This window comes from Pseudomonas sp. P1.8, assembly GCF_001269805.1.
Lineage (GTDB): Bacteria > Pseudomonadota > Gammaproteobacteria > Pseudomonadales > Pseudomonadaceae > Aquipseudomonas.
On sequence record NZ_LHVM01000009.1, the window covers coordinates 203,231 to 229,781 of the forward strand.

At 57.7% G+C, this 26,551-nt stretch carries 26 protein-coding genes; 8 read left to right on the top strand and 18 right to left on the bottom strand.

Translation table 11 applies throughout. From position 1 onward, the window contains the following. The first annotated feature begins 103 nt into the window (after nt 1-103). The 3 genes from AD668_RS08475 to AD668_RS08485 are packed head-to-tail and all read left to right on the top strand — an operon-like array spanning nt 104 to nt 1,245. Complete coding sequence (locus tag AD668_RS08475) at nt 104-445, top strand: helix-turn-helix transcriptional regulator (protein ID WP_053156944.1); 342 nt, start codon at nt 104-106, stop codon at nt 443-445. Beyond that, a complete protein-coding gene (locus tag AD668_RS08480; RefSeq protein ID WP_007898892.1) occupies nt 442-813 on the top strand; it encodes a hypothetical protein in 372 nt (123 codons plus the stop codon). Before AD668_RS08475 ends, AD668_RS08480 begins: the two co-directional genes overlap by 4 nt. Next, nucleotides 814-1,245, top strand: a complete 432-nt coding sequence (locus AD668_RS08485) for a sel1 repeat family protein (RefSeq protein ID WP_053156946.1) — start codon at nt 814-816, stop codon at nt 1,243-1,245. A 223-nt stretch (nt 1,246-1,468) separates the two neighbouring features. On the opposite strand, the gene AD668_RS08490 is transcribed toward AD668_RS08485, so the two are convergent. Then, nucleotides 1,469-3,550 carry a carboxy terminal-processing peptidase gene (locus AD668_RS08490; protein WP_172681811.1) on the bottom strand — a complete coding sequence of 694 codons (2,082 nt, stop codon included), beginning with the start codon at nt 3,548-3,550 and terminating at the stop codon, nt 1,469-1,471. Nucleotides 3,551-3,688: 138 nt separating this feature from the next. Between AD668_RS08490 and AD668_RS08495 the strand changes: the two genes are divergently transcribed. Continuing rightward, nucleotides 3,689-4,651, top strand: coding sequence for a zinc-binding dehydrogenase (locus AD668_RS08495; RefSeq protein ID WP_053156952.1), 963 nt, complete (start codon nt 3,689-3,691; stop codon nt 4,649-4,651). 111 nt (nt 4,652-4,762) lie between these two features. On the opposite strand, the gene AD668_RS08500 is transcribed toward AD668_RS08495, so the two are convergent. The 6 genes from AD668_RS08500 to AD668_RS08525 all read right to left on the bottom strand — a co-directional run bounded on the left by AD668_RS08500 (nt 4,763) and on the right by AD668_RS08525 (nt 10,072). Next, the gene (locus tag AD668_RS08500) at nt 4,763-5,416 is read right to left on the bottom strand and encodes an HAD family phosphatase (RefSeq protein WP_053156955.1); all 654 of its coding nucleotides are present in this window, start codon (nt 5,414-5,416) and stop codon (nt 4,763-4,765) included. A 34-nt stretch (nt 5,417-5,450) separates the two neighbouring features. After that, nucleotides 5,451-6,440, bottom strand: coding sequence for an ABC transporter ATP-binding protein (locus AD668_RS08505; RefSeq protein WP_053156957.1), 990 nt, complete (start codon nt 6,438-6,440; stop codon nt 5,451-5,453). Further along, nucleotides 6,437-7,237, bottom strand: a complete 801-nt coding sequence (locus tag AD668_RS08510) for an ABC transporter permease (RefSeq protein ID WP_053156960.1) — start codon at nt 7,235-7,237, stop codon at nt 6,437-6,439. Before AD668_RS08510 ends, AD668_RS08505 begins: the two co-directional genes overlap by 4 nt. Further along, nucleotides 7,224-8,060: an ABC transporter permease subunit gene (locus tag AD668_RS08515; RefSeq protein WP_172681804.1), complete on the bottom strand. Its 837-nt coding sequence runs from the start codon at nt 8,058-8,060 to the stop codon at nt 7,224-7,226. Before AD668_RS08515 ends, AD668_RS08510 begins: the two co-directional genes overlap by 14 nt. A gap of 5 nt (nt 8,061-8,065) precedes the next feature. Then, complete coding sequence (locus tag AD668_RS08520; RefSeq protein WP_053156965.1) at nt 8,066-8,872, bottom strand: alkaline phosphatase family protein; 807 nt, start codon at nt 8,870-8,872, stop codon at nt 8,066-8,068. A gap of 135 nt (nt 8,873-9,007) precedes the next feature. Next, nucleotides 9,008-10,072 carry an ABC transporter substrate-binding protein gene (locus AD668_RS08525; RefSeq protein WP_053156967.1) on the bottom strand — a complete coding sequence of 355 codons (1,065 nt, stop codon included), beginning with the start codon at nt 10,070-10,072 and terminating at the stop codon, nt 9,008-9,010. Nucleotides 10,073-10,425: 353 nt separating this feature from the next. Here AD668_RS08525 and AD668_RS08530 point away from each other — a divergent pair, with 353 nt between their 5' ends. Beyond that, on the top strand, nt 10,426-11,139 hold the full coding sequence (locus AD668_RS08530; protein WP_053156970.1) for a UTRA domain-containing protein: 714 nt from the start codon (nt 10,426-10,428) through the stop codon (nt 11,137-11,139). A gap of 102 nt (nt 11,140-11,241) precedes the next feature. On the opposite strand, the gene AD668_RS08535 is transcribed toward AD668_RS08530, so the two are convergent. From AD668_RS08535 to minC, 9 genes are all read right to left on the bottom strand, one after another. Continuing rightward, nucleotides 11,242-13,398, bottom strand: a complete 2,157-nt coding sequence (locus AD668_RS08535) for a mechanosensitive ion channel family protein (RefSeq protein WP_053156973.1) — start codon at nt 13,396-13,398, stop codon at nt 11,242-11,244. Between the two features lie 78 nt (nt 13,399-13,476). Beyond that, nucleotides 13,477-13,653, bottom strand: coding sequence for a hypothetical protein (locus AD668_RS29645; protein ID WP_172681805.1), 177 nt, complete (start codon nt 13,651-13,653; stop codon nt 13,477-13,479). A 154-nt stretch (nt 13,654-13,807) separates the two neighbouring features. Beyond that, the gene (locus tag AD668_RS08540; RefSeq protein ID WP_053156979.1) at nt 13,808-15,097 is read right to left on the bottom strand and encodes a M18 family aminopeptidase; all 1,290 of its coding nucleotides are present in this window, start codon (nt 15,095-15,097) and stop codon (nt 13,808-13,810) included. A 97-nt stretch (nt 15,098-15,194) separates the two neighbouring features. Continuing rightward, a complete protein-coding gene (locus tag AD668_RS08545; RefSeq protein WP_053156984.1) occupies nt 15,195-16,286 on the bottom strand; it encodes a hypothetical protein in 1,092 nt (363 codons plus the stop codon). A 104-nt stretch (nt 16,287-16,390) separates the two neighbouring features. Beyond that, nucleotides 16,391-17,233 carry a lipopolysaccharide kinase InaA family protein gene (locus tag AD668_RS08550; protein ID WP_053156987.1) on the bottom strand — a complete coding sequence of 281 codons (843 nt, stop codon included), beginning with the start codon at nt 17,231-17,233 and terminating at the stop codon, nt 16,391-16,393. Between the two features lie 156 nt (nt 17,234-17,389). After that, nucleotides 17,390-18,025 (bottom strand): RluA family pseudouridine synthase, encoded by a 636-nt coding sequence (locus AD668_RS08555; RefSeq protein ID WP_053156990.1) that lies wholly within the window; start codon nt 18,023-18,025, stop codon nt 17,390-17,392. A gap of 191 nt (nt 18,026-18,216) precedes the next feature. Beyond that, a complete protein-coding gene (gene minE / locus AD668_RS08560) occupies nt 18,217-18,471 on the bottom strand; it encodes a cell division topological specificity factor MinE (protein ID WP_007974947.1) in 255 nt (84 codons plus the stop codon). Between the two features lie 3 nt (nt 18,472-18,474). Next, complete coding sequence (gene minD, locus AD668_RS08565; protein ID WP_008056976.1) at nt 18,475-19,287, bottom strand: septum site-determining protein MinD; 813 nt, start codon at nt 19,285-19,287, stop codon at nt 18,475-18,477. Between the two features lie 201 nt (nt 19,288-19,488). Continuing rightward, nucleotides 19,489-20,226, bottom strand: coding sequence for a septum site-determining protein MinC (gene minC / locus AD668_RS08570; RefSeq protein ID WP_053157096.1), 738 nt, complete (start codon nt 20,224-20,226; stop codon nt 19,489-19,491). Between the two features lie 118 nt (nt 20,227-20,344). Between minC and AD668_RS08575 the strand changes: the two genes are divergently transcribed. From AD668_RS08575 to AD668_RS08585, 3 genes are all read left to right on the top strand, one after another. Further along, a complete protein-coding gene (locus tag AD668_RS08575) occupies nt 20,345-21,277 on the top strand; it encodes a lipid A biosynthesis lauroyl acyltransferase (RefSeq protein ID WP_053156993.1) in 933 nt (310 codons plus the stop codon). An 88-nt stretch (nt 21,278-21,365) separates the two neighbouring features. Further along, nucleotides 21,366-22,535, top strand: coding sequence for a patatin-like phospholipase family protein (locus AD668_RS08580; protein ID WP_053156996.1), 1,170 nt, complete (start codon nt 21,366-21,368; stop codon nt 22,533-22,535). Between the two features lie 264 nt (nt 22,536-22,799). After that, nucleotides 22,800-25,340: an RHS repeat domain-containing protein gene (locus tag AD668_RS08585; RefSeq protein ID WP_053156999.1), complete on the top strand. Its 2,541-nt coding sequence runs from the start codon at nt 22,800-22,802 to the stop codon at nt 25,338-25,340. 47 nt (nt 25,341-25,387) lie between these two features. Here the strand turns inward: AD668_RS08585 and AD668_RS08590 are convergent, their stop codons facing one another. Continuing rightward, entirely contained in the window at nt 25,388-26,173 is a 786-nt protein-coding gene (locus tag AD668_RS08590) for an outer membrane protein OmpK (protein WP_053157002.1), read from the bottom strand. Then, nucleotides 26,170-26,550, bottom strand: a complete 381-nt coding sequence (locus AD668_RS29425; RefSeq protein ID WP_156322318.1) for a hypothetical protein — start codon at nt 26,548-26,550, stop codon at nt 26,170-26,172. Before AD668_RS29425 ends, AD668_RS08590 begins: the two co-directional genes overlap by 4 nt. Nucleotide 26,551: the final 1 nt, after the last annotated feature.

Here is a 26,551-nt window from a genome sequence, read left to right on the forward strand (position 1 = left end):
CTCGCCCATAGATTGATGCCCCCCGCGACCTTGGCCGCTGTTAGGATTACACTTCTAGGGAAAAGTGCCGACTCGCTAAGTGTTGTTGTCCTACGGGGTAGTCATGGATATTCAGATAATTACACGCGAAGGCGAACCCGAATATGCGGTTCTGCCATGGGCTCAGTATCAGGCTTTACTCAAAGCGGCAGGCATCAAGGAGCAACCGTCGCCTGAAGTCTCGAAGCTTCAAAAGGCAGCACCCGATCAGGTTCTTCCGGGCCTGGAAGAACTACGCAGTTTGCGCGAAGGGAAGGGCATCGCCATTGAGGCGCTGGCCCGCACGGTAGGCATCAGCCCGTCTTATCTGGCCATGATCGAGAGTGGCGAGCGTCTGCCCGACGCCGCGATTCGCCGCAGCCTGGCCTGGGAGTTGACGGTGCCAGGGTGGAGGGATGAATCGTGAGCGTACGCATCAGTCGTCAACATTGGGACGGATTGCTGGGGGAGCTGGATCAGGCGCGCCGTCAGCGCCATCTCCTGACTTATCGGGCACTGCTGGAGCGTTTGCAGTTGCCGACCCCAGCCATGCAAACCCTGACGGCAGCCCTTGAGCATTTGGCGGCGCTCGATGCCCGGGCCGAACAGCCGCTGCGCAGTTCGTTGGTGATCAGCCAGGGTGCCAGCCGTTTGCCGCGTACCGGTTTCTTCGAGTGTGTCGAGCGCCTGGGGCGTTTTTCAGGTCCCTCCGACGGCGTTGCCGCAGCGTCCTGGCATGCGTCGGAAGTGGTGCGGGTATTTGAATACGAATACCCGGAATCGGCAGAGGCCTGAGTGTTTCTGCAATTAAAGGCACGAGCCGGCTATTGGCTCGCGCGCAGGCTGTTTCACTGGTCGTGGTTGGTTCGTCAGCCGCGAGGCTGGCGCTGGCTCGAAGGCCAGTTCGCCCGTATGGCCAATCTGGGTGATGTCGGCGCTCAGAGCTTCTATGGGCACATCCTGACCTTTCGCGGTGTTGGCCTCGGTGCTCGTGAGGAAGGGGTGCGCTTGTTGCGTCTGGCGGCCCTGGCGGGGGATGGCAAGGCGGCTTATCAGATGGGCGTGATCAGCTTGGCGGGGACGCCGGCCAAGGCACCGGATCCGGGTGAGGCGGCGCGGTTCTGGGCGTTGGCTGCAAAGGCCGGACATCCCTTGGCGCCAATCAAATTGAAAGAGCTGCAAACTTTCTGCTCCGACGATGACCTGAAATCAGTGCCCCCTCTCTAACCGGTCTGTTCAGAAAGGCTGCTGATCGGCTGGAGCAGGCTGTGCAAACCGCTGAGCCAGGATTGAGCTCAAGCACTCAGCTGTTCGGTTGGGGGCATGGCGATTTCTGGCAAAAAAAAAGACCGGGGGTGCCTTTGATATCAAAAGCACGCCCAGTCCCGTATTACACAGCACAACGATGATTATTTGATGACGCTCCGAGGAGCGTCGACATCAATTGCCGTTAGTGCTTGGCCACTGCCGTATTGAGTTTCAGGTAGTCCAGCAGGATCCGCCCGGTTTCGCTCAGGTAGGCATCGTCTTCTGGCTTGGTCTTGTCATCCTCGGCCGCGATCGCATCCTCGTCTTCTTTCTTCAGCTCTTTGAGCGGTTCTTCGCCCTTGGCCTTGCGACGGATGTTTTCCATGACCAGTTGCTTGGCTTCGATGTCGGCGTGTTGGGCACGACGTTCGGCTTCGTTGAGGCTGACGGTTTTCTCGGACATCAGCTTCTGCGCCAGTGCCAGTTTGTCGCGGATGAACACGAACTCCGCGTCCTTGGCTGTACGTACGTCATGCTCGGATTTGAGCTGCGAAAGATACGGCTTGAACGGGTCGGCCGCTGGCTTGATGGCGGCGCGGATGGTGTCCCACGGCATGGCTTCCGGCAGGGCACTTTCACCGATTTCCTTGGTGTCGATGATCGACGGGTAGTCGATGTCCGGCAAGACGCCTTGATGCTGAGTGCTCTGGCCGGAAACCCGGTAAAACTTGGCCAGGGTCAGCTTCAGTTCGCCATGGTTGAGCGGCTGAATGGTCTGCACGGTGCCTTTGCCGAAGGTCTGGCCGCCGATGATCAATGCGCGGTGATAGTCCTGCATGGCGCCGGCGAAAATCTCCGAAGCCGAGGCGGACAAGCGGTTGACCAGCAACGCCATCGGGCCCTTGTAGAACGCCCCCGGGTTTTCATCTTCAAGTACATCGACGCGCCCATCGGCGTTACGCACGAGCACGGTCGGCCCTTTGTCGATGAACAGGCTGGTCAGCTCGGTGGCCTCTTGCAAGGAACCGCCGCCATTGTTGCGCAGGTCGATGACGACGCCGTCGACTTTGTCTTTCTGCAACTCGGTCAGCAGCTTCTTGACGTCGCGGGTGGTGCTCTTGTAATCCGGGTCGCCAGCGCGAAAGGCTTTGAAGTCCAGGTAGAAGGCCGGGATCTCGATGACGCCGAGCTTGTAGTCCTTGCCGTCCTGTTTCAGGTTCAGCACCGACTTCTTCACGGCCTGGTCTTCAAGTTTTACCGCTTCGCGAGTGATCGGCACGATCTTGCTGGTCTGGTCGTTCGGCGCATTGCTGGCCGGGATCACTTCCAGGCGGACCACGGTGCCTTTCGGGCCACGGATCAGCTTGACCACTTCGTCCAGACGCCAGCCCACCACATCGACCATTTCTTTGTTGCCCTGGGCAACGCCGATGATCTTGTCGGCCGGAGCAACCTGCTTGGTCTTGTCGGCAGGGCCTGCCGGCACCAGGCGCACGACTTTCACCTGGTCGTTGTCGCTCTGCAACACCGCGCCGATGCCTTCCAGGGACAGGCTCATGTTGATGTCGAAGTTTTCCGCGTTATCCGGCGACAGATAGTTGGTGTGCGGGTCGTAGGACATGGCGAAGGTGTTGATGTACGCCTGGAAGATGTCTTCCGCGCGAGTCTGGTCCAGGCGCGCCAACTGGTTCTTGTAGCGCTTGGTCAGGGTTTCCTGGATCTGCTTGGAGTCTTTGCCGGCGATCTTCATGCGCAGGACTTCGTCCTTGACGCGTTTGCGCCACAGGTCATCGAGCTCTGCGGTGGACTTGAGCCACGAGGCGTCCTTGCGGTCGATCAGCAAGGTTTCCTTGGTGGTGAAGTCGATCTTGTCGACGCCTTTGTTCAGCTCGGCAAGGGCGAAGTCCAGACGCGCCTTGACGCGGTCCAGATAGCGCTTGTAGATGGTGAAGCCGGCGTTGAGGTCGCCGCTTTTGAGGAAGTCGTCGAACTGCGTCTTCCACTTGTCGAATTCGGCAATGTCGCTGGCCATGAAATAGCTGCGCGACGGATCCAGCAGCTTGAGGTAGCTGTCGTAGATGATCACCGAGCGCGCGTCATCGAGTGGTGGCTTGCTGTAGTGGTGGCGCTTGAGCAACTCCACGACGTTCAGGCTGGCGATCACTTCGTCACGATCGGGCTGAAGCTTGTCCCAGCTATTGGCTGCGAATGTATTGCTCGACATCGGCAGCAAGCCGATACCAATGAATAAGGCGAGGGCGGTGCTGGGGAACAAATGCTTCATGCTGATTCGACGCGGGGACAATTGATAACGCATATTAGGCCGTCTTTGAAGTCGCCGGTTCTTTGGGAGCCGGTCGCATAATGCAAAAAGCCCGGCGCTATAGCTTCGGGCTCAGTCCAGACTCACTATGGAGGCACTGTGAAAGCATTGCAAGGCGTTGACGGTCAAGTGGTGTGGGTTGATGAGCCGAGTCCTACGTGCGATGTAGGGCAAGTTCGCATTCGAGTGTCGGCAGCAGGTCTCAATCGCGCCGATTTGTTGCAGAAAGCAGGCCTTTATCCGCCCCCGCCAGGGGCAAGCCAAGTGCTCGGTCTAGAGTGTTCGGGGGTGATCAGCGAGGTCGGCCCGGGAACGTCATGGAAGGTGGGCGATCGGGTTTGCGCCTTGCTGGCCGGGGGTGGGATGGCCGAAGAGGTGGTTGTCGACGGGCGGCATGTGCTGCCGGTTCCCGACGCAATGACATTGATCGAGGCGGCGGCATTGCCTGAGGTTTATGCAACAGTCTGGCTGAATTTGTTTCAACTGGCTGCGCTCAAACCCGGTCAGAAAGTTCTGCTGCACGCCGGGGCAAGTGGAATCGGTTCAGCGGCCATTCAGCTGTGCAAGGCGTTTGGTAACCCGTGTTGGGTCAGCGTCGGGTCCGCAGAGCGTCTGGCGTATTGCGAGGCACTGGGGGCGCAGGGCGGTGTGGTGCGCAACGGTGATCTGGAAAGTCTCAGGGATCTCGGACCGTTCGATGTGATCCTCGACCCGGTGGGCGGCAATTACGCGTCGCTGAACCTCAAACTCCTGGCTCAGGACGGGCGTTGGGTGCTGATCGGATTGATGGGCGGGCGCGAGGCCAAGCTCGATCTTGCTCAGGTGCTGGCCAAGCGTGTGCAATTGCTGGGCTCAACCTTGCGCACTCGCGATGATCAGTTCAAGGCTGATCTGTTCAGTGATTTGAGCCAGCATGTCTGGCCGTTGTTTGCCGAAGGGCGGTTGAGTCCGCAATTGGCCAGGACTTTTGCGATCAAGGATGCGGAGGCCGCGTTTGCCGAGTTGGCGAGTAACAACGTGGCGGGGAAAGTGGTGTTGGTGATTGATGAAAGCCTGAGCTGACAACACTGGACCTGTAGGAGCGCGGCTTGCCCGCGAAGACGTCGTGTCAGTCAATGGATCGTTGAATGACACACCGCTTTCGCTGGCAAGCCAGCTCCTACAGGTTTCGGGTTACTTCCAGTGATGGATCGGCCAGCCAGCTTTTTCGGCGTGCTCGAGCAACACCGGATCAGGGTTGACCACATGCGGGTAATCCACCTTCAGCAACAGCGGTAGATCATTGCGTGAGTCGGAATAGAAACTCGCGCCTTCAAGGTTTTCCTCTTCTGCATCCAGCCATTCCAGCAAACGGGTGATCTTGCCTTCGCGGTAGGTCAGGGTGCCGACGGTATGGCCGCTGTAAACCCCGTGGGCGACTTCCAGTTCGATGCCGAGGATCTCGTCGATACCCAGGCGCTCGGCGATGGGGCCGACCAGGTGGGTGCCCGAAGCGGAGATCACCAGAATCCGGTCACCAGCCTTGCGGTGCGCCGCAATGGTTTTGGTGGCGTCGCTGAAAATGATCGGTTCGATGAAGTCTTCAACCCAAGGCCCAACCAAATGCTCTACTTCGGCGGGGGTACGTCCGATCAACGGTTCCAGGCTGAAGGCCATGTAGTCCTCCATCGCCAGGTGGCCCCGGCCGTAGGCGTCCATCAATTCCTTGTCGCGACTCAGGAACGATTCACCGTCGACCCAGCCGAGGCGGACCATTTGTTCGCTCCACAGCGAAGCACAGTCGCCGTGGATCAGGGTTTCGTCCAGATCAAAAATTGCCAGGGCCATCAGTGCAGTTCTCTCTTCAGCGTCAGCAAAGTCATCAGGCTACCTCACACAGGGCCGTCGGATCGATGGAAAGCGCCAGGCGCTGACCGTCGGGATGCAGGTCGGCCGCCGAGCGATTGAGTACGTCCACGACCAATTCCACGCCCCGGGCTTCTACCCGGTAGCGAATCACGTTACCCAGCAAGCTATGGCTGCGCACTTGCGCGTCCAGTTCGCCGTTAAGACTCAACTCGATGGCCTCCGGGCGAATCGCGATGCGCTTGCTGATCGGTCGTTGCAGCAGTTTCGAGGCACTGTCGGCGTCCAGCAGGTTGTAGTTGCCGATGAAGCCTGCCGCGAACACATCCACGGGGGCAGTGTAGAGGGTTTCAGCATCGCCGCTTTGTACGATCTTTCCCTGATTCATCAGGAAAATCCGGTCAGACATCGTCAGGGCTTCTTCCTGATCGTGTGTGACGAAAATCGTGGTCAGGCCCAGCTCGCGCTGAATCTGACGGATTTGTTCGCGCAAGTGTTTGCGAATTCGCGCATCCAGGGCCGACAGCGGCTCATCCAGCAGCAACAGGCGTGGTCGGGTCACCAACGAGCGGGCGAGGGCGACGCGTTGGCACTGGCCGCCCGAGAGCTGATGAGGGTAACGCGCGGCGAACTCATTGAGCTCCACCAGTCTGAGCACTTCGGCGACGCGTTTCTGGCTGTCATCGGCATTGACCTTTTGCATGCGCAGACCGAAGGCGACGTTCTGCTCCACGGTCATGTTGGGGAACAGCGCATAGCTCTGGAACACCATGCCGATTCCGCGTTTTTGCGGGCTCAACGGCACGAGATCGAGATCATCGAGCAGGATTTTGCCGCCATCGACCGAAGTCAGACCGGCAATGCAGCGCAGTAGCGTCGACTTGCCGCAGCCGGATGGGCCGAGCAGGGTGACAAATTCGCCTTTTTGTATTTCGCAATTGATGTCGCTGAACACCGTGGTGCCCGCGTAATTTTTCTGAAGATGTTGGACGCTGACATAGCTCATTCGCTTTTGTCCCTGTTCAAGATATTGGCGATCCAGGTCAGAACCAGCACAAAGAAGAAGTAGGAAATCACCAGCGCACTGGTGAAATGGCCGCTGCTGTTGCGCATGTTATTGAGATAGACCTGCAGGGTTTCGTAGCGGGTGCCGACGAGGATGTTGGCGAACACGAATTCACCAAACAGAAACGAGAACGACAGCAGCAGGGCGACCATCAGGCCCTTGCGCAAATTGGGCAACACCACCAGGAAAGCCGCCTGGAAGGTGCTGGCACCGAGCAATTGGGCGGCGTCCATCAAGTCGCGCAGGTTGATCGCCTGCAGGTTATTGGTGATCGCCCGGTACATGAACGGCAAAGCCACCGTGAAGTAACAACCGATCAGGATCCACGGTGTACCCACCATTGCGAAAGGCCCCGATCCGTAGAGCTGCAACAGTCCAACCGATGACACTACGGGCGGTACGGCGAAGGGCAGCAAAATCAGGATATTCATCAGCACGTCGAGTTTCGGGAAGTGGTAGTGCACGACGAACAGCAGCGGCAGAATCAGCACCACCGACAGAATCAGCGCGCCAACGCAGACCAGCAATGATTGACCGAACGCATGCAGAAAGCGCGGATCGCTCCACAACTGGACATACCACTTGAAGGTGAATCCGCTGGGCAGGATGGTCGCCGACCAACTGCTGGCGACCGAGTAGATCAGCGTGCCGAGCAGTGGCATTAGCAGGATCGCAAACAGCAGATACACCACGATGCGGTGGTAGACGCCGGCAGGCCCCAGTTCAGCGCGAGACATGGTAGCTCCTCTTCAGCAGCAACTGATGCACGATGGTTACCAGGGTCATCAAGGCCACCAGCACCACGGCCAGGGCACTGGCCAGATTCGGGTCCAGTGAAATGTCCCCCGAGACCATCGCCGCGATTCGGATCGGCAGCACGTTGAAGTTACCGGTGGTCAGGGCGTACACCGTGGCGTAAGCCCCAAGGGCGTTGGCCAGCAGAATCACGAAGGTGCCGAGCAACGCCGGGGTCAGCACCGGCAGGCCGATGTGCCGCCAGAACTGCCAGCCGCTGGCACCGAGCAGCGCGGCGGACTCGCGCCAGTCCTCGCGCAGGGCATCAAAGGCTGGATAGAGCAGCAACACGCCGAGTGGTATCTGGAAATAGGTGTAGAGAATGATCAGCCCGGTTTTCGAGTACAGGTTGAAATCCTGAATGATCCCGGCCTGCTTGAGCATGATGGTGAAGCTGCCGTTGAAACCGAGCAGGATGATGAATGCGAAGGCCAGGGGCACGCCGGCGAAGTTGCTGGTCATGTTGGCGAAAGCGTTGACGAAATTGCGCAGCTTCGAATCGACCCGGCGCAGAGAATAAGCGCCGAGCACTGCGATGATGATCCCGAACACGCTGGACCAGAGGCTGATCTCGAGACTGTACTGGATCGCCTGCAGGTAAAACTTTGAACTGAAGATCCTGGTGAAATTAGCCAGGCCCCAGCCGAACTCTTCCGATTCCAGGCTGTTGACCATGACCCAGATCAGCGGGGCGATTTCGAACACGATAAAGAACAGTGCAAATGGTACCAGGCACAGGGCTGCCAGGTATTTGCTGCGGGTCATGGGACTCACTTCACAAGCTCCCGGCAGACCGGTTTGTCGTGGGGCACACCCAACAGTTCGCAAACAGTACCGCAGATGTCGGTCTGCTTCGGTTCGGCCTCGGCATCGAAACTGAAGGCATCCCCGAGGACAAACAACGGCACTTCGCGCTCCTCCGGGAGCAAGCCATTGTGGGAGCGGTCGTTGTTCATGCCGTGGTCGGCGGTCACCAATACCTGATAACCGGCGTCGAGCCAGCCTTGCAGGTAGTCGGCCAGAATAATGTCGGCCGATCGGGCGCTGTTGCGGTACTGCGGGGTGTCGAGGCCGTGCTTGTGCCCGGCGTCGTCGATGTTCATGGGATGGATCAGCAAGAAGTTCGGAGCATGGCGCAGGCGCAGGTTCTCGGCGTCGGCGAACAGGTGCGCGTCCGGGTAGTGATCGCTCCAATAGAAATGCCCGTGCTGGATCGGCAGTGTCGGATCGTCGGTATGACGGTCCCGCGCAGCCACGAAAGGCGAACGGTTATACAGCTCGCTGACCCAGTGGTAGGCCGCCGCCGCAGTCGTCAGACCGGCCTCGGTGGCGTAATGGTAGATGCTGCGTTGATTGGACAGGCGCGAGACATGGTTGTGGACGATGCCGCTGTCGATTGGGGTGACACCGGTCAGGATGCATTCGTACAGCGGCCGTGACAGGGCCGGCAGTTCGCACTGCAGTTTGTAGAGTGCTGCGCGTCCTGCGCCGACGTAGGCCTGCAGGTGTCCCATGGCGTGGCGGGCGACCTCGTAGTTGAGGCCGTCGAGCACGACAAGGATGACGTTGTGCTTCATGGGGAATGGGACTCCGCAAAACGTGAAAAATCGTCAAGCCTGTAGGAGCCGACTTGCTGGCGAATGCATCGCCGCGGTGATCAAACAGACCGCAGTGTCTGGATCGCCAGCAAGCCGGCTCCTACAGATGCAGCATTACTGCATATTGATAATGACTTCTTCCTGCCACTTCTGAGGAAGGGCCTTGGAGGTCTTTTCCCATGCGTCCGCGTCTTTGATCGGCGTGACCTTCTTGTACTGCTCGTTAGGCAGCAGTTTGGCCTGCACCTCGGCTGGCAGGGTCAGGTGCTCGGCCCGGATCGGACGGGCGTTGCCTTTGGCGAGGTTGATCTGGCCGGCGTCGCTGAAGATGTATTCGCGGGTCAGCTTGGCGGCGTTCGGGTTTTTTGCGTACTTGTTGATGATGGTGGTGTAGCCGGAAATCACCGAGCCGTCGGACGGGATCAGTACCACGTAGTCATCGGGGTTGGCCATCTTGGCCTTGTAGCTCAAACCGTTGAAGTCCCAGACCACGCCGACTTCGATTTCACCTTTTTCCATGGTGGCGATGGTCGGGTTGGCCATCGACAGGCGACCTTGCTTGGCGATGTCAGCGAACATCAGCAAAGCTGGCTGAAGGTTCTTCTCATCGCCGCCGTTGGCCAGTGCCGCCGCCAGAACACCATTGGCTGCCTGTGCAGCGGTGCTCACGTCGCCGATGGAAACCTTGTATTTGCCGGTCTTGAGGTCAGCCCATTTGGTCGGTGCTTCGGAGCCGTGCAGAAGCTTCTTGTTGACGATGAACGCGATGGTCCCGGTGTAGGCCAGCGCCCAGTTGCCATCCTTGTCCTTGGCCCAGGCGGGCACCTGATCCCAGGTCGAAGGCTTGTATGGCTGGACCACGCCTTGCTTGACCGCGATCGGACCGAACGCGGCGCCCACATCACCGATGTCGGCGCTGGCGTTATCTTTTTCGGCGGCGAACTTGGCGATTTCCTGGGCCGAGCTCATGTCGGTATCGATGTGCTTGAGGCCGTATTTGTCGCTCAGGTCTTTCCAGGTGCCAGCCCAGTTTGCCCAGTCGTCAGGCATACCAACGCTGTTGACGGCGCCTTCCGCTTTCGCAGCGGCTTCCAGGGTTTTCAAGTCATCTGCCGCCATGGCGGCGGTGCACATTGCGATGGTCGAGCCTAACAGTGATGCCAGGAAAAGCTTTTTCATTCCGAAGCTCCTTGGGTCGTATTCAACGCTGCGATTGCGGTTCGTGTTGGTCTAGGTCAGCAATACCTGAGCCAATCTAAGGAGCCTGGATGACACTTTGATGTCGCTCGTCGTCCGGGCAGGACTCTTATCGCCAGGTATCACTTGGGGCCAGCTAAGCGTAGACCATGGCCAAGGCCCCGGAGTACAAGGGACTTGGCCGATCTATTGCAGGTCCTTGATGCGACCGTCGGGCGGCTTTGTCATCTCTCGGTCATCTGCACTGCCTACGCTTGCACCCTATTAAATGAACCCCGATCTCAGTGCGGTTCCGCCCCGAAACAGTGCTGGTCTAGTCCAGATAGGTAACGTTGATGCGCGATGAGGCAACAAAAGCGGTGACAGCCATCGGCCAAGTGCTTCAGGAGCAACTCGACCATGGCTTGCTGGCGCCCGGCAGCAAGTTGCCGGCCGAGCGTAAACTCAGCGAGTTGTTCGGCACCACGCGCATCACGGTGCGCGAAGCGTTGTTGCAGTTGGAATCGCAAGGGCAGATTTATCGCGAAGAGCGCCGGGGCTGGTTCGTGTCGCCTCCGCGTCTGGCGTACAACCTGATGCAGCGCAGTCACTTTCACGCGATGGTCAGTGCGCAGGGGCGTGAACCGTCAACGGAAGTGATTTCGGCGCGCTTGCAGCCAGCGTCGGCGGCAGTCTGTGCCTGGCTGCAATTGCCGGCGCTGTCGAGCGTAATCCAGGTTTGCCGTTCACGGCGTATCGATGGGCGACTGGTGCTATACGTGGAGCATTACCTCAATCCGCAGTATTTTCCGGGGATTCTCGATTTCGATTTGAATCAATCGATCACCGAGCTGTATGCACGGCACTACGATTTGCATTACGGGCGGGTGCGGTTTGAAATTGTACCGACGGCGTTGTCGGTGGACGCGGCGGCGGCATTGAAAGTGTCGGTCGGCAGCCCCGGCCTGCGGATCGCCCGGGTCAACTATGACCAGCATGAACGCTTGATCGACTGCGATCTGGAGTTCTGGCGGCATGATGCGATTCATGTCGGTGTCGATGTGGTCTGACGCTGCTTTTGTAGGAGCTGGCTTGCCAGCGATGAGGCCATAACATTCAACCTCTTCGTTGGACGTTAAACCGTCATCGCTGGCAAGCCAGCTCCTACAGCGTTACTCATTCTGCGGACCGCCACCGGCCGTGATCACCTGAATACTCATCCGCGGTGTCGCCAGATCCAGTCCGGCTTCATCCATGTGCCGTTTGAGTGACAGGTTGAACGCTCGCGATACCTCCCATTGCTTGATCGGCGCCGTCTTGAACCGGGCGCGAAGTATCGCATTGCCGGATTCGAAGCTTTCCACGCCCTGAAACTCCAGTGGCGACCAGATATTGCGTCGCTGCAGCGGGTCGGTACGCATCTTCTGGCCGACGTCGCGCATCATTTTGATTGCGTTATCGATGTCCATGTTGGCCGGCACCGCTACCCGGAAAATCGCGTAGCCGAATTCTCGCGAGTAATTCTTGATGCTTTTGATTTCGCTGAATGGAATGGTGTGGACGATGCCATCGATATCACGCAGGCGCACGGTGCGGATGGTCAGGCCCTCGACAGTACCGAGGTGGCCGCCGACATCCACGTAATCGTCGATGGCCAGGGAGTCTTCAATGATGATGAACAAACCGGTGATCAGATCAGCTACCAGCGACTGGGCACCAAAACCGATGGCCAGGCCGATCACGCCGGCACCGGCCAGCAGTGGCGTGACGTTCATGCCCATGTTCGCCAGGGCAACGATCAGCGCGATGATGAAAATTGCCACGAACAGCACGTTGCGGATCAGCGGCATCATCGTTTGCGCGCGGGCATTGGCAAGGCCTTTGCGCGATCGGGTCAGGGCGTGATGCACCGCAGTGTCGCTGAGAATCCAGATCAGCCAAGCGAATAGCAACGTACCGGCGAGGCTGAACAGCTTAACGCTGACTTCATGGCCGTCGCCTTCGGTGAAGCGGATCAACGACATGCCCCAGACCCGCAGGCCGAGTTCGATGAAGCTCAGCCATACGAGCATATGCGCGATGGTGTAGAAGAAGTTTTTCAGGCGTTCGGAATAAAACGCATGACGCTTGATGCCGCGCTGCGGCTTCAAGGCATGGCGGCGCACGAGTCCGTTGATGACCATGCACAGCACCAGCAACACCGTGCAGATAAGCGATTGACGCAGTGCTGTGCTGGTATCGCCCGCCGAAATGAATGTGGCGAACAGTGAGATACCTACCAGCACAAGGGCAGGCACGTACCAGAAGGTGCCGAGAATCGAGAGGGTGTCATTCAGGGCTCGGCGGGTCAGACGTCGTGACAGCGGCTGATTGCGGATCAAATGGGCAATGGGTCGGCGGAAACGCAAGATGAACAAGCCCGTGGATAATGCGGCCAGGACGTTGGCGATTGTTGCGGCGGTATGCGCCAGATGGCTGCCGAGGCTGTCGATCAATCGCGGATCGCTCAGGGCTTCACCAAAAGCGGCGAAGCTGCCGATCAACCACAAAGGCCGAAAGGCCTGGTGCCGCAGGATATACAAGGCACGGTGGCGGTGCGGGCCGTCGAGCAGGGAAAAGGCAATCACGCAGATCGCCGAGAAGCAGGTGCCGACTACCAGTGCATAAGCGAGCACCATGGCCAGGCTTTTACCCAGGGACGAGGGCAGGGCGTAACTCATGTAGACCGTGATGACCAGGGCGACCAGCCACGGACCGAGCTTGCGCAACGCAAAGCGCAACATGTCCAGGGCCTTTGGGTGCTGCGGCAACTCTTCGGTCAGGCCAAAGCGCATGCGCACGCGATGGCTGAGCCAGATCAATGCGGCAGCCAAAAGGCTCCAGACCATCAGAATCATGGCAAAGGCAAAAAACACGGGCAGCCACTCATTGGCCGGGAGTGCCAGTGCGCTCAGCTCTTCGCTGGCCAGATCGAGCTCGCTGGACCAGCGAGTCAGAGGACTGTCCTCACCTGACAGTTTCTTCTCGAGATCGGCCAGGGTTCCACCAATCAAACCCAGTACGCCTTCTTCGGCGACAGGCTGGGCTTTTTTGGTGGCGTCCCGAAGTTTTTTCAGGTCCGCCAGCAGCTTGGTTCGCTGCTGATCGTTCTCCAGTGACTTGATCACTTCATCCAGGGATTGCCCCAGCGGCTCCTGTGCTTCGGGCTGGGCCTTGGCCTGGCTGTTGAGCAGGCCGGGCAAACCGACCGCATTGGCAGGCGCCATCGGCAGCAGCGTCATCAGGCAGACAAGGAAGAAGCAGGGCAGGGCGAAAAGACGAGCGAACACTAGGCGGTCAACCTCGCAAGGAGCGGATCGACCGAGTGTACGAGCCCGTCTAAATCAATGCGAGCCGGGTGGGAGGATTTATTCGTTGAGTTTGGCGAGGATCTTGAAAATGACCGTGGCCAGAATCGTTAGCATGCCGATCCACATGGCGAACACGCCGGCATTTTTGTCGCGAAAGTTGAAGCCGATAGCCAGCATGAGCATCCCGGCAAGAATCGGGATCAGCATGGCTTGAAAGGTAGACATCGAGATCATGAAGACAGCCTTGTCGAAGGTATATTTGAAAGTCTAGGTGGCTTTTAAACAACGGGTGATGATGTGTGCAGGAGCTGCCGTAGGCTGCGATCTTTTGATCTTTATCGGAACAACAAAATCAAAAGATCGCAGCCTACGGCAGCTCCTACAGGTATTACGGCAACTCTTGGCAGGCGTAGAACGCGCTCAGCACTTTGACCAGGTGAGCCAGGTCGTGGCTGCCGCACAGTTCACGGATCGAGTGCATCGCAAACGTCGGCAAACCGATGTCTACGGTGCGAACGCCCAGGTGGCTGGCAGTGATCGGGCCGATGGTCGAGCCGCAACCCATGTCGCTGCGCACCACGAAACTTTGCACCGGTACTTCTTCAGCCATGCACAGGTGGCGGAAAAAGCCAGCGGTTTCACTATTGGTGGCGTAGCGCTGGTTGCTGTTGACCTTGATCACCGGGCCGGCGTTGAGTTTCGGGCCATGGTTGGCGTCATGCTTGTCGGCGTAGTTGGGGTGTACACCGTGGGCGTTGTCGGCCGAAACCAGCAGGGATTTCTGAATGGTGCGTACGAATTCGTCACCTTCAGGCAGCAGGCGACGCAGGGTTTGTTCGAGCATCGGGCCATCGGCACCGCAGGCCGAGCACGAGCCGACTTCTTCGTGGTCGTTGCAGACCAGCACGCAGGTTTCGTCGGTATCGGCCGTGAGCAGCGCTTGCAGGCCGGCGTAGCACGACAACAGGTTGTCGAGGCGCGCACCGGCGATGAAGTCACCGTGCAGGCCGATCACCGCGGCACTTTGGGTGTCGTAGAAGCTCAGCTCGTAATCAAGCACCACGTCAGCGTTCAAACCGTGCTCACGGGCCAGTTGATCAGTGAGCACAGCGCGGAAGTCCACGCGTTCGTCACCGGCAAATTGCGCGAGTATCGGTGGCAGCTCGGTCTGGGCATTGATCGCCCAACCCATGTTGGCCTCACGATTGAGATGGATGGCCAGGTTCGGAATGATCGCGATGGGGGCTTTGAAGTCGATCAACTGACTCTCGACCTTGCCATCACGGCGGAAGGTCACGCGGCCCGCCAGGGACAGGTCGCGGTCGAACCACGGGGCCAGCAGCGCACCGCCATAGACTTCGACGCCCAATTGCCAGAATCCCTGCCGTTGCAGCTCTGGCTGTGGCTTGACGCGCAGGCATGGGCTGTCGGTGTGGGCGCCGACCAGGCGAATGCCATCGTGCAGCGGCGAGTGGCGGCCCATTTTGATCGCGACAATTGAAGAGTCGTTACGGGTGACGTAATAGCGACCATTGGCTTCGGTGTGCCACGGTTCGCGTTCGTCGAGGCGTTGATAGCCTGCCGCTTCCAGTCGCTGAACCAGGCTGGCGGTGGCATGGAAAGGGGTAGGGGAGGCCTTGAGAAAATCGATCAGGCCTTGGTTCAACTCTTCGCGCATAAATAGCTCCAGACAGCAATGGTGCCAGTTTAACGCATTGGCCCGGGGCATTGGGCAAGAGCTTTCGCAACCGTTTAGCGCACGTGTCTCGAGTCGGTTACTGTTTCATTCGCTCGCGCAGGTAGGCGATGATGGTCTGTTCGTCGGCGGCCTTGGTTGGCTTGGGCAGGTGTTTTGGCCAGCGATCCTTTTCCGGGCCGAAGAACCTTTTCTGCTGTTGTTCATCCCAGCGCAGAATTTCTCGGGAGGCAGACTCCCACCATTCATGGCGGCACACTTCGTAATATGGATGGTCGGGGGCAGCGCTTCCGTACAACAGGTGGCGACCGACTTTTTTCATGCCATCGCGTTTATTGCGCAACTTCCATTTGATGCGCAGGCGCTGCCATGGTGACGGGATAGGTTTGCAACGTGGTACTTCCGTGCAAAGAATCGCAAGCTCGGCACGGAACTGTTCACCATGGCGGGTGAAAAAATGCTTCTGCATCGCATGGAAGAAGCGTTTTTCGGCGAAGTAGTGATAAACGAATTTTTTCGCTTCCCGAACCGGCTTGTCGCGCATTGCGAATGACAGGGCGATTTGCTCGATGGTATGGATGTCGAAAGTGTCCACAGTCCATTCATCGATCAGCCTGATCGTTTCCTCGAGCAGCGGCGTATCGCTGCTCGTGACACCGCACAGACCGCTGTTGTAAAGCTTGAAGCTGTTTTCGGATGAGATCCCGTAAGCTTGCAGGCAGCGGCCGAGCTTGATGTAGTCCGGGCGCTCGCAGACGTAATGCCAGTCGTATTCGAAACGGTCCATTACATACTGGCCCGGCTCGATACGCTCGAAGACGCAATGGGGCGACTCCAGAAACAGCGTATCGGTGTCGACGAACAGCGTCTTTTCAGCCAGTTTCAGCCCCTGCGCGATGGCGCAGGCCTTGCGTCGATGGTGGTAGCCGTTTTCACCCTGCCAGTCGATCATGGTCTGATCGCTCAGAGTAATGACATCGACCGGCCAGCCGTCGTAGTCCTGCGGGCGATCCGTCATGATCCGGATGCACAGCGATTCCCCACGCTTGAGGTGCGAGAGTGCCGTGAGCATGCTGAATTTGGCTTCGCGCCGGTACACATCCTGGTTGCCGTAGATGAGGTAAAGCAACTGGGATGGTGACTTTTTGAGGGGACTCAGTGCTTCATGCATAAGCAGCTCCTGGCAGCGAATGCCGGAGTTTAGCGTATCTGCCTGTTGCATTGCAGGTGTACAACTGTTTGTAGTTTGTAAGGGAAAAAGCCCCGGAGCTTCCTTCAACCGGTGATCAGGTTGCCATGGAGGAATATGTCTCGACGTTGCTTGCGTCCGACATGTTCATGTTTGCTTGGGTGGTAGATTTCGTCGAATTTGCGCCGTGAGAGATCCGGAAACTTTCGGATATATTCATCTACCAGGCGATCATAGTCGGCTTCGGTAATGAGTTTGTAGATCTCTCGACTGTAAAAAAAACCTAGCTGGAAGCCTAGCGTTTCGCTGAAGTGAGCGGTCTGTCCGGCGAAACAGTTTTCGAAGTCAATGGCTTTCAGCGAGTGCTGCGACTTTTCCGGGATCATGACGTTGCCCACCCAGAAATCCATGTGCGTGATGTTTTTTCGGGACAGGGAGTGCAACAGTTCGAATGCACTGCGAATGAAGGTTTCGACGTATTGAGGATGGCGTTTGAGCCATTGCGCGCCGTCGATATAGTCATTGAGCAGGCGAGTGATAATGAAGTATTCCTGGGTTAGACCCAGTCTGTTTCTGGTATATCCAAAGCCTTCCAGCGGTGGCATTTCCACGCCTCGACGCTGCGCTTCATGAGTATTGATCAGTTCTTCAAGTGGCCAGTCGAATCGACCATTGCGTTGCGCTTTGCCCAAGGTTACCCGGACTTTCGCCTTGAATGAATCCAGCGGCTGGACTTTCGCAAATAACGGCTTCTTACCGATGGCCAGCGGTGCGCTTGCACGATTGAGTTTTTGCGCGCGTCGTTTTTTGATGAGTTGTTCGAAAGCCAACCGCGCTTCGCAGCTGGGCTGTTCACTCAAATGAAGGGTGGTGTTGCCGAAAACGAAGGTGACGGGGTAATGGCATTGAAGCGTTTTACTGCTGAACACTAGGGCATCCTGCATGATGTCTGGATGCCATCATTTTACGTATTATTACAAAATCATGACAATTTTTTCACGCCGTTTTCATTTTTGGCAGTCAGTCCTGGCCAATCAAAACGCCCTTCAATGGAAGGGCGTTTGCGGGTAGGGCTCAAGTGCTAATCAAAAAGGCGCGGGGCACTCGAAGCGCAAGCGTTCGCCACTTTGCGGGTGCGTGAAGCTGAGCATGCTCGCATGCAGACACAGGCGCGGCCAGGCAGCCAATGCTTGCTCATGGGCATAGAGACCGTCGCCCAGCAGCGGATGGCCAATGGATAACATGTGCACGCGCAACTGGTGGGAGCGGCCGGTAATCGGAGTCAGCTCGACACGGCACCAATCGCCGCAACGCTCCAGTACTCGCCAGAACGTCAGGGCATGTTTGCCGAACTCATGATCGACCACGTGACGTGGTTTGGTCGGCGGGTCGTAGCGCAGGGGCAGGTCGATACTGCCGCTGTCCAGTTCCGGTTGACCCCAGCACAGGGCGGTGTAGGCCTTTTCGGTTTCACGGTCGTGAAATTGCCGGGATAGTTCGCGATGGGTGTCCGGGTCGCGGGCCAGCAGGATGATGCCGGAAGTCTCCCAGTCAAGCCGGTGGACGATTCGCGCTTCCGGGTAGCCGTTTTCCTGCAGACGGGTAATCAGGCAGTCCTTGTTGTCATCAGCCCGGCCAGGGACGGAGAGCAACAGGGTTGGTTTGTTCACCACCAGTACGGCGGCGTCCTCATGGAGGATATGGATATTGGACAGCGGCATTAAAACAGCCTCGTAACAAACGCCAACGGCGGTTCGATCATTTGACGCCCTGCTTGTAGGAGCTGGCTTGCCAGCGATGGCATCAATGCGTTGTAAGAGTTACAACGCGCTGTTTGCATCGCCGGCAAGCCGGCTCCTACAAAAAAGGGGCGCCCAAATGATCGAGCCGCCGTGGCTCCAGCCGGATCGACTCAGCGATCTGGCAGGGTGATATTGAGTTCCAGAATCGAGCAGCTGCCCTGGCTTTCCAGTGCGACGTGCACGTCATCGGACCCGATATTGACGTACTTGCGAATCACCTCGACCAGTTCCTTCTGCAAGGCTGGCAGGTAGTCCGGGGTGCTGCGTTGGCCGCGTTCGTGCGCCACGATGATCTGTAGACGCTCTTTCGCTACCGACGCGGTGCTTTGCTTTTTGTTGGCACGAAAGAAGTCAAAAAGGTTCATTGCTTAGTTGCCTCCAAACAGGCGCTCGAAGAATCCCTTCTTCTGTACATCGAGGAAACGATGTTCCACGGTTTTGCCCAACAGGCGGTCTACGGTATCGCTGTAGGCCTGGCCGGCATCGCTCTGGTCGTCGAGAATCACCGGAACGCCCTGGTTGGATGCCTTGAGCACCGCCTGGGATTCAGGGATCACGCCGAGCAGGGCCACCGAGAGGATTTCCTTGACGTCTTCCACGCCGAGCATTTCGCCTTTGCTCACACGTTCAGGGTGGTAACGGGTAATCAGCAGGTGTTCCTTGATCGGGTCTTCGCCGCGTTCGGCGCGACGGGACTTGCTGGCCAGCAGGCCGAGCATGCGGTCCGAGTCACGTACCGAGGAGACTTCCGGGTTGGTCACGACGATCGCTTCATCGGCGAAGTACATGGCCAGGTGGGCACCTTTCTCGATGCCGGCCGGGGAGTCGCAGACCACGAACTCAAAGTCTTCCTTGAGTTGCATCAGGACTTTTTCCACGCCTTCGACAGTCAGCGCGTCTTTGTCGCGGGTCTGGCTGGCGGCCAGGACGTAGAGGTTTTCCAGACGCTTGTCTTTGATCAGGGCCTGTTGCAGGTTGGCTTCGCCGTTGACCACGTTGACGAAGTCATACACCACGCGGCGCTCGCAACCCATGATCAGGTCGAGGTTACGCAGGCCCACGTCGAAGTCGACGATCACTGTTTTGTGGCCGCGCAGAGCGAGGCCGGTACCGATAGCGGCACTGGTGGTGGTCTTACCCACACCACCCTTGCCGGATGTAACCACGAGAATCTTGGCCAAGGTGTTTCACCCCTAAGGAAAAAGGACTTTTAGCCCCTGAAAAACATCTCTTGAAAAACTACTGCAGTCGGACAGCCTTGGCTGGAATCCGGTTTTGAGCGGCGTTTACCCCCGGTAAACACTGCTTTCGGCCTTTTTCCTACTTCGTTTGAGCCGTTTTCGCTACGTTTCAGAGATGCTTGGAAAATGCGGCAGTATCCGTTAAAGCCGAATGATGTTCAACACATCGCCCGACAGGCTGACCTGCACGCCCGAACCCCACAAAGGGTCGCGGCGCAGATCTTCGGAAACCTTGTAATGACCTGCAATCGAGATGAGTTCAGCGCTCATTTGCTGGCAGAAAATCCTGGCCTTCTTGTCGCCCTTGACCCCAGCCAGCACGCGACCACGCATCGGGCCGTATACATGGATGTTGCCATCGGCGAGAAGTTCCGCCCCCGGACTGACCGAGGAGATGACCACAAGATCGCAGCCCTGGGCGTAAATCTGCTGGCCACCCCGTACGGGCGAGGTGATGATTTTTGTCGGCTTGATGGTGGGCTCGGGCGGTTTTTCCGGTTTTTTCTTCGGTTCGCCCTCCGCCAGGTCCAATGGGCGCTCCCGTGCACCGGACGGGGGCAGCACCGGCAAGTCGACTGCGATGGCGGCGGCGATGTCTTCGATGCGGCTGGCACGGATCGCCAGGGTACGCAGACCATGCTGGCGACAAACGCGCATCAGCCCTGGCAGGTCGATAGCACCTTCGTTGGCCGGGAGCTTGTCCAGGGCCAGTACCAGCGGCGCGTTGCTGAAGAAGTTGGGCGCTTGGGCAACCTTGGCGGCCAGTTGCCGATCAAGGCTTTCCAGGTCGTTACGGGCCAGTTCCAGCACCGTAATGGCCAGCATGCTGCCCTTCAACTGGAACACGGGATCTTGGTCTAGCGGTTCGGTTTGGCTCATGGTCGGCATACAACGACTTGTCACTAAAAGTGCCGAGACTTATAACGAGAACGCCCGCAGGCCGCAAGCCGGGTCGAACGATGTAGAATGCGCGGCCATTGTCATTCCGGAAGCTTTAATGGACCGCCCGCGTTTTCAAAAAGCATTTCTAGCTCCACGTTTCTGGCCGCTGTGGTGTGGTCTGGGGCTTTTGTGGCTGATCGTTCAGTTGCCGTATCCGGCATTGCTGTGGATCGGTCGTGTCCTGGGCGCTCTGATGTATCGAGTGGCCGGCGACAGACGGCGCATCGCCAAGCGCAATCTGGAGCTGTGCTTTCCTGAAAAGACCGCTGCCGAGCGCAAACGTCTGCTCAAGGAAAACTTCGCCTCTACGGGCATCGCCTTTTTCGAGATGGCGATGAGCTGGTGGTGGTCGCGCAAGCGCCTGGCGAGCCTGGCTCACATCGAGGGACTGGAGCATCTGCAGAAGGCCCAGCGCGAGGGCAAGGGCGTAATTCTGATGGCGCTGCATTTCACCACGCTGGAAATTGGTGCGGCGCTACTTGGTCAGAAGCACACCATCGATGGCATGTACCGCGAGCACAAGAACCCGCTGTTTGACTACGTCCAGCGCCAGGGGCGTGAACGGCATAACCTCGACTCGCTGGCTGTAGAGCGCGAGGACGTGCGCGGCATGCTCAAGTTGCTGCGTTCGGGCCGAGCGATCTGGTACGCACCGGATCAGGACTACGGCGCCAAACAAAGCATCTTCGTTCCGCTGTTCGGCATTCAGGCCGCTACAGTGACGGCCACCAGCAAGTTTGCGCGGTTGGGCAAGGCGTTGGTGGTGCCTTTCACCCAGGAGCGTCTGGCCGACGGTAGTGGTTATCGCCTGGTGATCCATGCCCCTCTCGAAGGCTTCCCCGGCGAAACCGAAGAGGACGATTGCCTGCGCATCAACCAATGGATCGAAAGTGTTCTGCGCGAGCACCCCGAGCAATACCTGTGGGCCCATCGCCGCTTCAAGAGCCGTCCGCCGGGCGAACCCAAGTTGTACGCCAAGCGCGGTTGAATGCCGAGACCCTGTAGGAGCGAGCTCGCTCCTACAGGGGAAGAGGTCGAAACAACGAAACCCCATCAAGCACCATGGAGAGTTGCGCATGAGTCCAAGCGAACCGGTCACGGGTTTGATTCTTTCCGGCGGCGGGGCTCGGGCGGCCTATCAGGTGGGTGTACTGGCGGCGATTGCGGAATTGCTGCCGCCGGGTGCGAGCAATCCGTTTCCGGTGATTGTCGGCACCTCGGCAGGTGCGATCAATGCCGTCAGCCTCGCCAGCGGGGCGATGGACTTTCGCGGTGCCATCGAACGTTTGACGGCGTTCTGGCAGGGCTTTCGCAGTCATCGGGTGTTGCGCAGCGACTGGCCCGGGGTAATCCGTCAGGCCACTCGATTTGTCAGTCATAGCTTGTTGGGCATCGGCGCCCAAGTGCCGGTGGCGTTGCTCAACAGTTCGCCGCTGCGGGATTTGCTCAACGAAAAGTTACACATGAACGGCATCGCCGAAGCCATCGCGCAACAGCAATTGCAGGCCGTGGCGGTGACTGCATTCGGCTATGAGTCTGGTCAAGCCGTCACCTTCTATCAGGGTGGCGGCAAGATTGACGCCTGGTTGCGTCATCGTCGGATCGGCGTTCCCACGCGGTTGTCCGTTGAGCATTTGCTCGCCAGTTCAGCCATTCCACTGTTGTTCGCCCCGGTGAAAATCGGTGAGGAGTACTTCGGTGATGGCGCCGTACGCCAATCGGCGCCGATCAGCCCAGCGCTGCACCTGGGTGCCAGTCGGGTGCTGGTGGTGGGTGTCAGCGGCAACCCGCGTGGCGTCGACCCTGAGCAACCCTTGCAGCGCACCTGCACCGGTCAGCAGCCCACCCTGGCGCAGATCGGCGGGCACATGCTCAACAGTACGTTCATTGACAGCCTGGAAAGCGATATCGAATTGCTGCAACGCCTGAACCAGTTCAGTCACCTGATACCCGACGGCACGCCGACCCGCGCATTGGGCGTGGCACCGGTGGACGTATTGGTGATTTCACCGAGCCAGCCAATCGACGAGATTGCCGCACGCCATCGCCAGGAGCTGCCGGCGGCTTTGCGCCTTTTTCTGCGCGGGCCGGGTGCGACCAAGACTAGCGGGGCAGGGGTGTTGAGCTATCTGTTGTTCGAATCGGGGTATTGCAGCGAATTGATCGAGCTGGGGCGACGCGATGCGTTGGCCAAGCGCGGGGAGTTGTGCCGGTTTCTCGGGCTCTCGGTGGCAGAGACTGTTTGAACTGTCAGATCTGACAGTAGATGTCGTCAGGTATTTCCATCAGATTGAACCCCTTTGGCAGAGGGTTCGAAGATGGCGCCTGCGCAATGGATTGATGCTCACACACCGAGCGTGTCGGTGGTGGATTCGCGCGGTTTGGCTGTGCGAAGTGTCGCGTATTTTCGTCATCCGCTTACCCCGTCCTCCGTGGAAACTCGCATCACCCGCAATCACTTTGACGCTGCCGGACGGCAGGTGGCTTCCTGGGATCCACGATTGTGGGGCATGACGCCAAAACCGAACCTCGCCAGGACGCGCGATCTACAGAATCAGCCGCTGCTGGTGGACAGCGTCGATGCCGGTTGGCAACTGAGCTTGCTGGATCAGGCCGGTATGGCGCGCTCATTCTGGGACGGTCGTGGGAGTCAGCGGCACACTGAGTACGATGAGCTTCAGCGTCCCACGACCGTGACGGAGCAGATGAAGGATGAGTCGCCGAGCGTCTCCGAGCGTTTTGCTTACGCAGGGGCGGGTGATGAGTTCGCGGTGCATAACCAGTGCGGCCAATCGATCCGTCATGACCATCCGGCGGGCAGGCGTAGCCTTTGTGAATATGGTGTGGGTGGTTTGCTTCTGGCGGAAGAGACCCGTTTTTTGCTCGATCTGGCCCCGGTGGATTGGTCTTCCGAATCTGCTGATGCTCGCCTGGAGAAGGATGTTTTCAGGACGGCTCAACAGTATGGGCCTGCAGGGGAAATGCTCTGCCATACGGACGCCAAGGTTAACCTCAGGGCATTCGCTTACAACCAGGCCGGTGAGTTGCAGGAAACCCGACTGAGGTTGGCTGACGCATCTGGCCCTCCTCAAGTGCTGGTGGGTGACATCCGTTACGATGCCGTTGGCAGGATTGAGCGTGAACGAGCCGCTAATGGTGTCGTAACCACAGCCCGATACGCGCCTGAAGATGGGCGGCTGATCGGATTGCTGTCTTGCGATGCCCGAGGCACGCCGCTTCAGCACCTCGAATATGCCTATTATCCGGTTGGCAACATTTCTAGTGTCGAAGACAAGGTGGCGTTGACACGCTATTTCAATCAACAGCGCATCGACCCGATCAACCGCTATCGTTATGACAGCCTGTATCAACTGGTCGAAGCCACCGGCCGGGAAGTGAGCCAGCCCGCTTATGGCCCTGCATTGCCTGCCTGGAAAACCACGCCGCTGGATCCCAACCAGTTGCGCAATTACACCCAGACCTTCAATTACGACGCCGCCGGGAATCTGCAAACCCGTCACCATAGCGGTGTGGAAACCTTCGAGATGTTTACCTCGACCGACAGCAATCGCAGCGTTGCGCAAGAAGGCAATCTGGCGGATGGCTTTGATTCCAACGGCAATCAGCGGGAGCTGTTGCGCGGCCAGGAAATGAGTTGGGGCATTCGTAATCAGTTGAGTCGCGTGACGATGGTCCGGCGTGAAGATGGATCTGACGATACCGAGTGTTATTTCTACGACAGTCCCGGGCATCGACTGAGAAAAGTCCGACTCACGGAGGCTTCTCGTCGCACGCTGCGTGCTGAAGTTCGTTATTTGCCAGGGCTGGAAATCCATAGAGATACGGCTACTGGTGAAGAGCGGCATGTGCTGAGTGTCGAGGCGGGGCTCAGCCATGTACAGGCCTTGCACTGGGTTGAAAAACTGCCCAGTGGAGTACGTAACGACCAACTGCGTTATTGCCTGAGCGACCACCTTAACTCCTGCACGCTGGAACTGGATGAGCAGGGAGCGCTGCTGAGTCAGGAAGTCTATTACCCGTTTGGCGGGACGGCGTTGTGGGCGGGTGGCAGTGACAACGAGGTCAAGTACAAGACGATTCGCTACTCGGGTAAAGAACGGGATGCGACGGGGCTTTATTGCTATGGGTTTCGGTATTACGCACCGTGGTTGCAGCGGTGGGCGAGTGCGGATCCTATCGGCAGCGTAGACGGTTTGAACCTGTTTTTAATGGTAAATAATCGCCCTGTGTCGTTGAAAGATGAGCAAGGACTGACAGGGGGGGACGTGAATTTGAAGTTGCCTGAGAAAATTGGAAAATGGCAGCTTGAAAAATTGCAATTTTCTTATTCTGATCTGAATTCAGATGAGGCTGTCGGGAATAACATTGTCGCCAATATTGAGCTTTCCTATAAGCCGGATTGGAAAGATAGAGTGCTAGGCGTATTTCAGGAAATGCCGAACTTAAGATGGAAGGAAAGAATAACGCTTAATGATTTTTCGAAAAATCAGTCTTGGAGCTTTAAGGCGGATATGCTTCAGCATAACCCGTCAAGCCGAACAATGGAGCTTTGGCCTAGAAGGTACATTGAGGCATTTAATTCGGCGGCCGGTCAGCCCACTCTGGTCAGAGGCGCAGTAGTCTTGCGTGATTTGCGGGGGAATAATGTGAGTCTCGCCGATTTGGGAGCAGAAGTTTCAGGGAATGAAGAAAAGTCTAAATCTGTGCGGAACTATCTTTCCAGGAATGGAGGGACACTCGCTATTGAGGTGCATGACGTGCCGTCAATTATCACACGAGAAAATACCCATAAAGAGAGGCTGCTCGAGATACAGGTTGGTTTGAGTGGCGCGCTAACAACAGCTGCAATTTATCAGTATTTGAGCGTGGAAATTACTCCAGAAAAGTCTGTATCCAAGCGTTTTGTTAGCGTGAGACCCATACCAATGGTGGATAGGGGGTTGAAGTCAGTTGAACCTCCTTCGGTTGTCAGCAAAAGAAGGTCCTACACGCGGTTTCCGGGAGAAGTGCTGAGTATGGCTTCGCGATAAAACCGAACTGCGCCTCATTAGTGAGGCGCAGAACGATCAAAGAATCATCAGAAATGAACCTTGACCAGGAAGCTGGTCACACTCTGATCAGTCTTGAAGCCCTGGCTGTCTTCAATCCCGTACTTGTTTTTCCAGTAGTCATACTCGACACCGACGTACAGTTGCTTGGCGCCCAGATTCAGCGCCTTGCCCAGGTCATATTTGACCTGTGGGTTGAAGTGCAGGTTGGCGTGGTATTCGCCTTTGTCGTTCACATCGTTGTCGACGACCCAGTCCATGTAGCCGTCGATCAGGATGTTCGAATCGCCCACTGGAACGGTGTAGGACCATACAGGTGTGACTTGCCAGACATCGTCACCCGGGCGGTCGCCTTCGGTGTGACGGTTGTAGAAGTTCAGCTGGAAGTAATCGAAGCCCGGGATGGCCAGGTCGAAGCCTGGACCGACCAGGTACGACTCGGTGTCGTCTTCGCCGAACTCGTAGGTCATGGCCAGCAGCACGTCTTTGATCGGACCGAACTCGAACTTCTGGTCGAAGATTTTGTTGAACGACAGGCGCGGCTGGAATTCGCCGTAGTGAGTGTTCTCACCGGCGAAAGCGTCTTCCTTGCCGTTGTAGAAGATCTTGTCGATGAAGAAGAAGTTGTCGCCGTATTTCCAGCCATCGGCGTGCTCGAAGGTCACCGTCTGCTGGATGCGCGGGTTGACCTGGAAGTCTTTGCCGTAAAGGTAGGTCAGGCTGTTGTCCTGCCATTGCAGCCATTCGCCGGCCATGGCTTGGCCCCCGGCCAGCATTGATCCCGCCAGCATCAGGCTAGTGCACGTACGTTTCATTCGGTTGCTCCCAAAATGTAGGTGTGTTCCACGTTTATTTTTTTAAGGTCTGCGCTCTGGTGTGGCGCCTTTTTCTGTAGCGGTAAAAAATCATCCAATCGGTCAGCTTTAATGCAGTAAGCAAGAGCTGCGCCAAGGCTTTCAGAAAGCAAAAAAACTCCCGTTCGACGGCTCAAGAACAGTCGATTGAGAGGGGTATTGGAGTGCCTTGGTACCGTCCAGAGCCGGGATAAGTTGGCTTTCTGGTCAGGAATTAAATCCGGGCTTTTTTTTAAAGCGGATTCAGGCGGTCGCGGAGAATACTGACTCCTTGGCCAGGTCTCAAGTGCCCCGCAACAGCGCACCGACGACAGGTTTGGGGCACGGTTGCGGGTCATC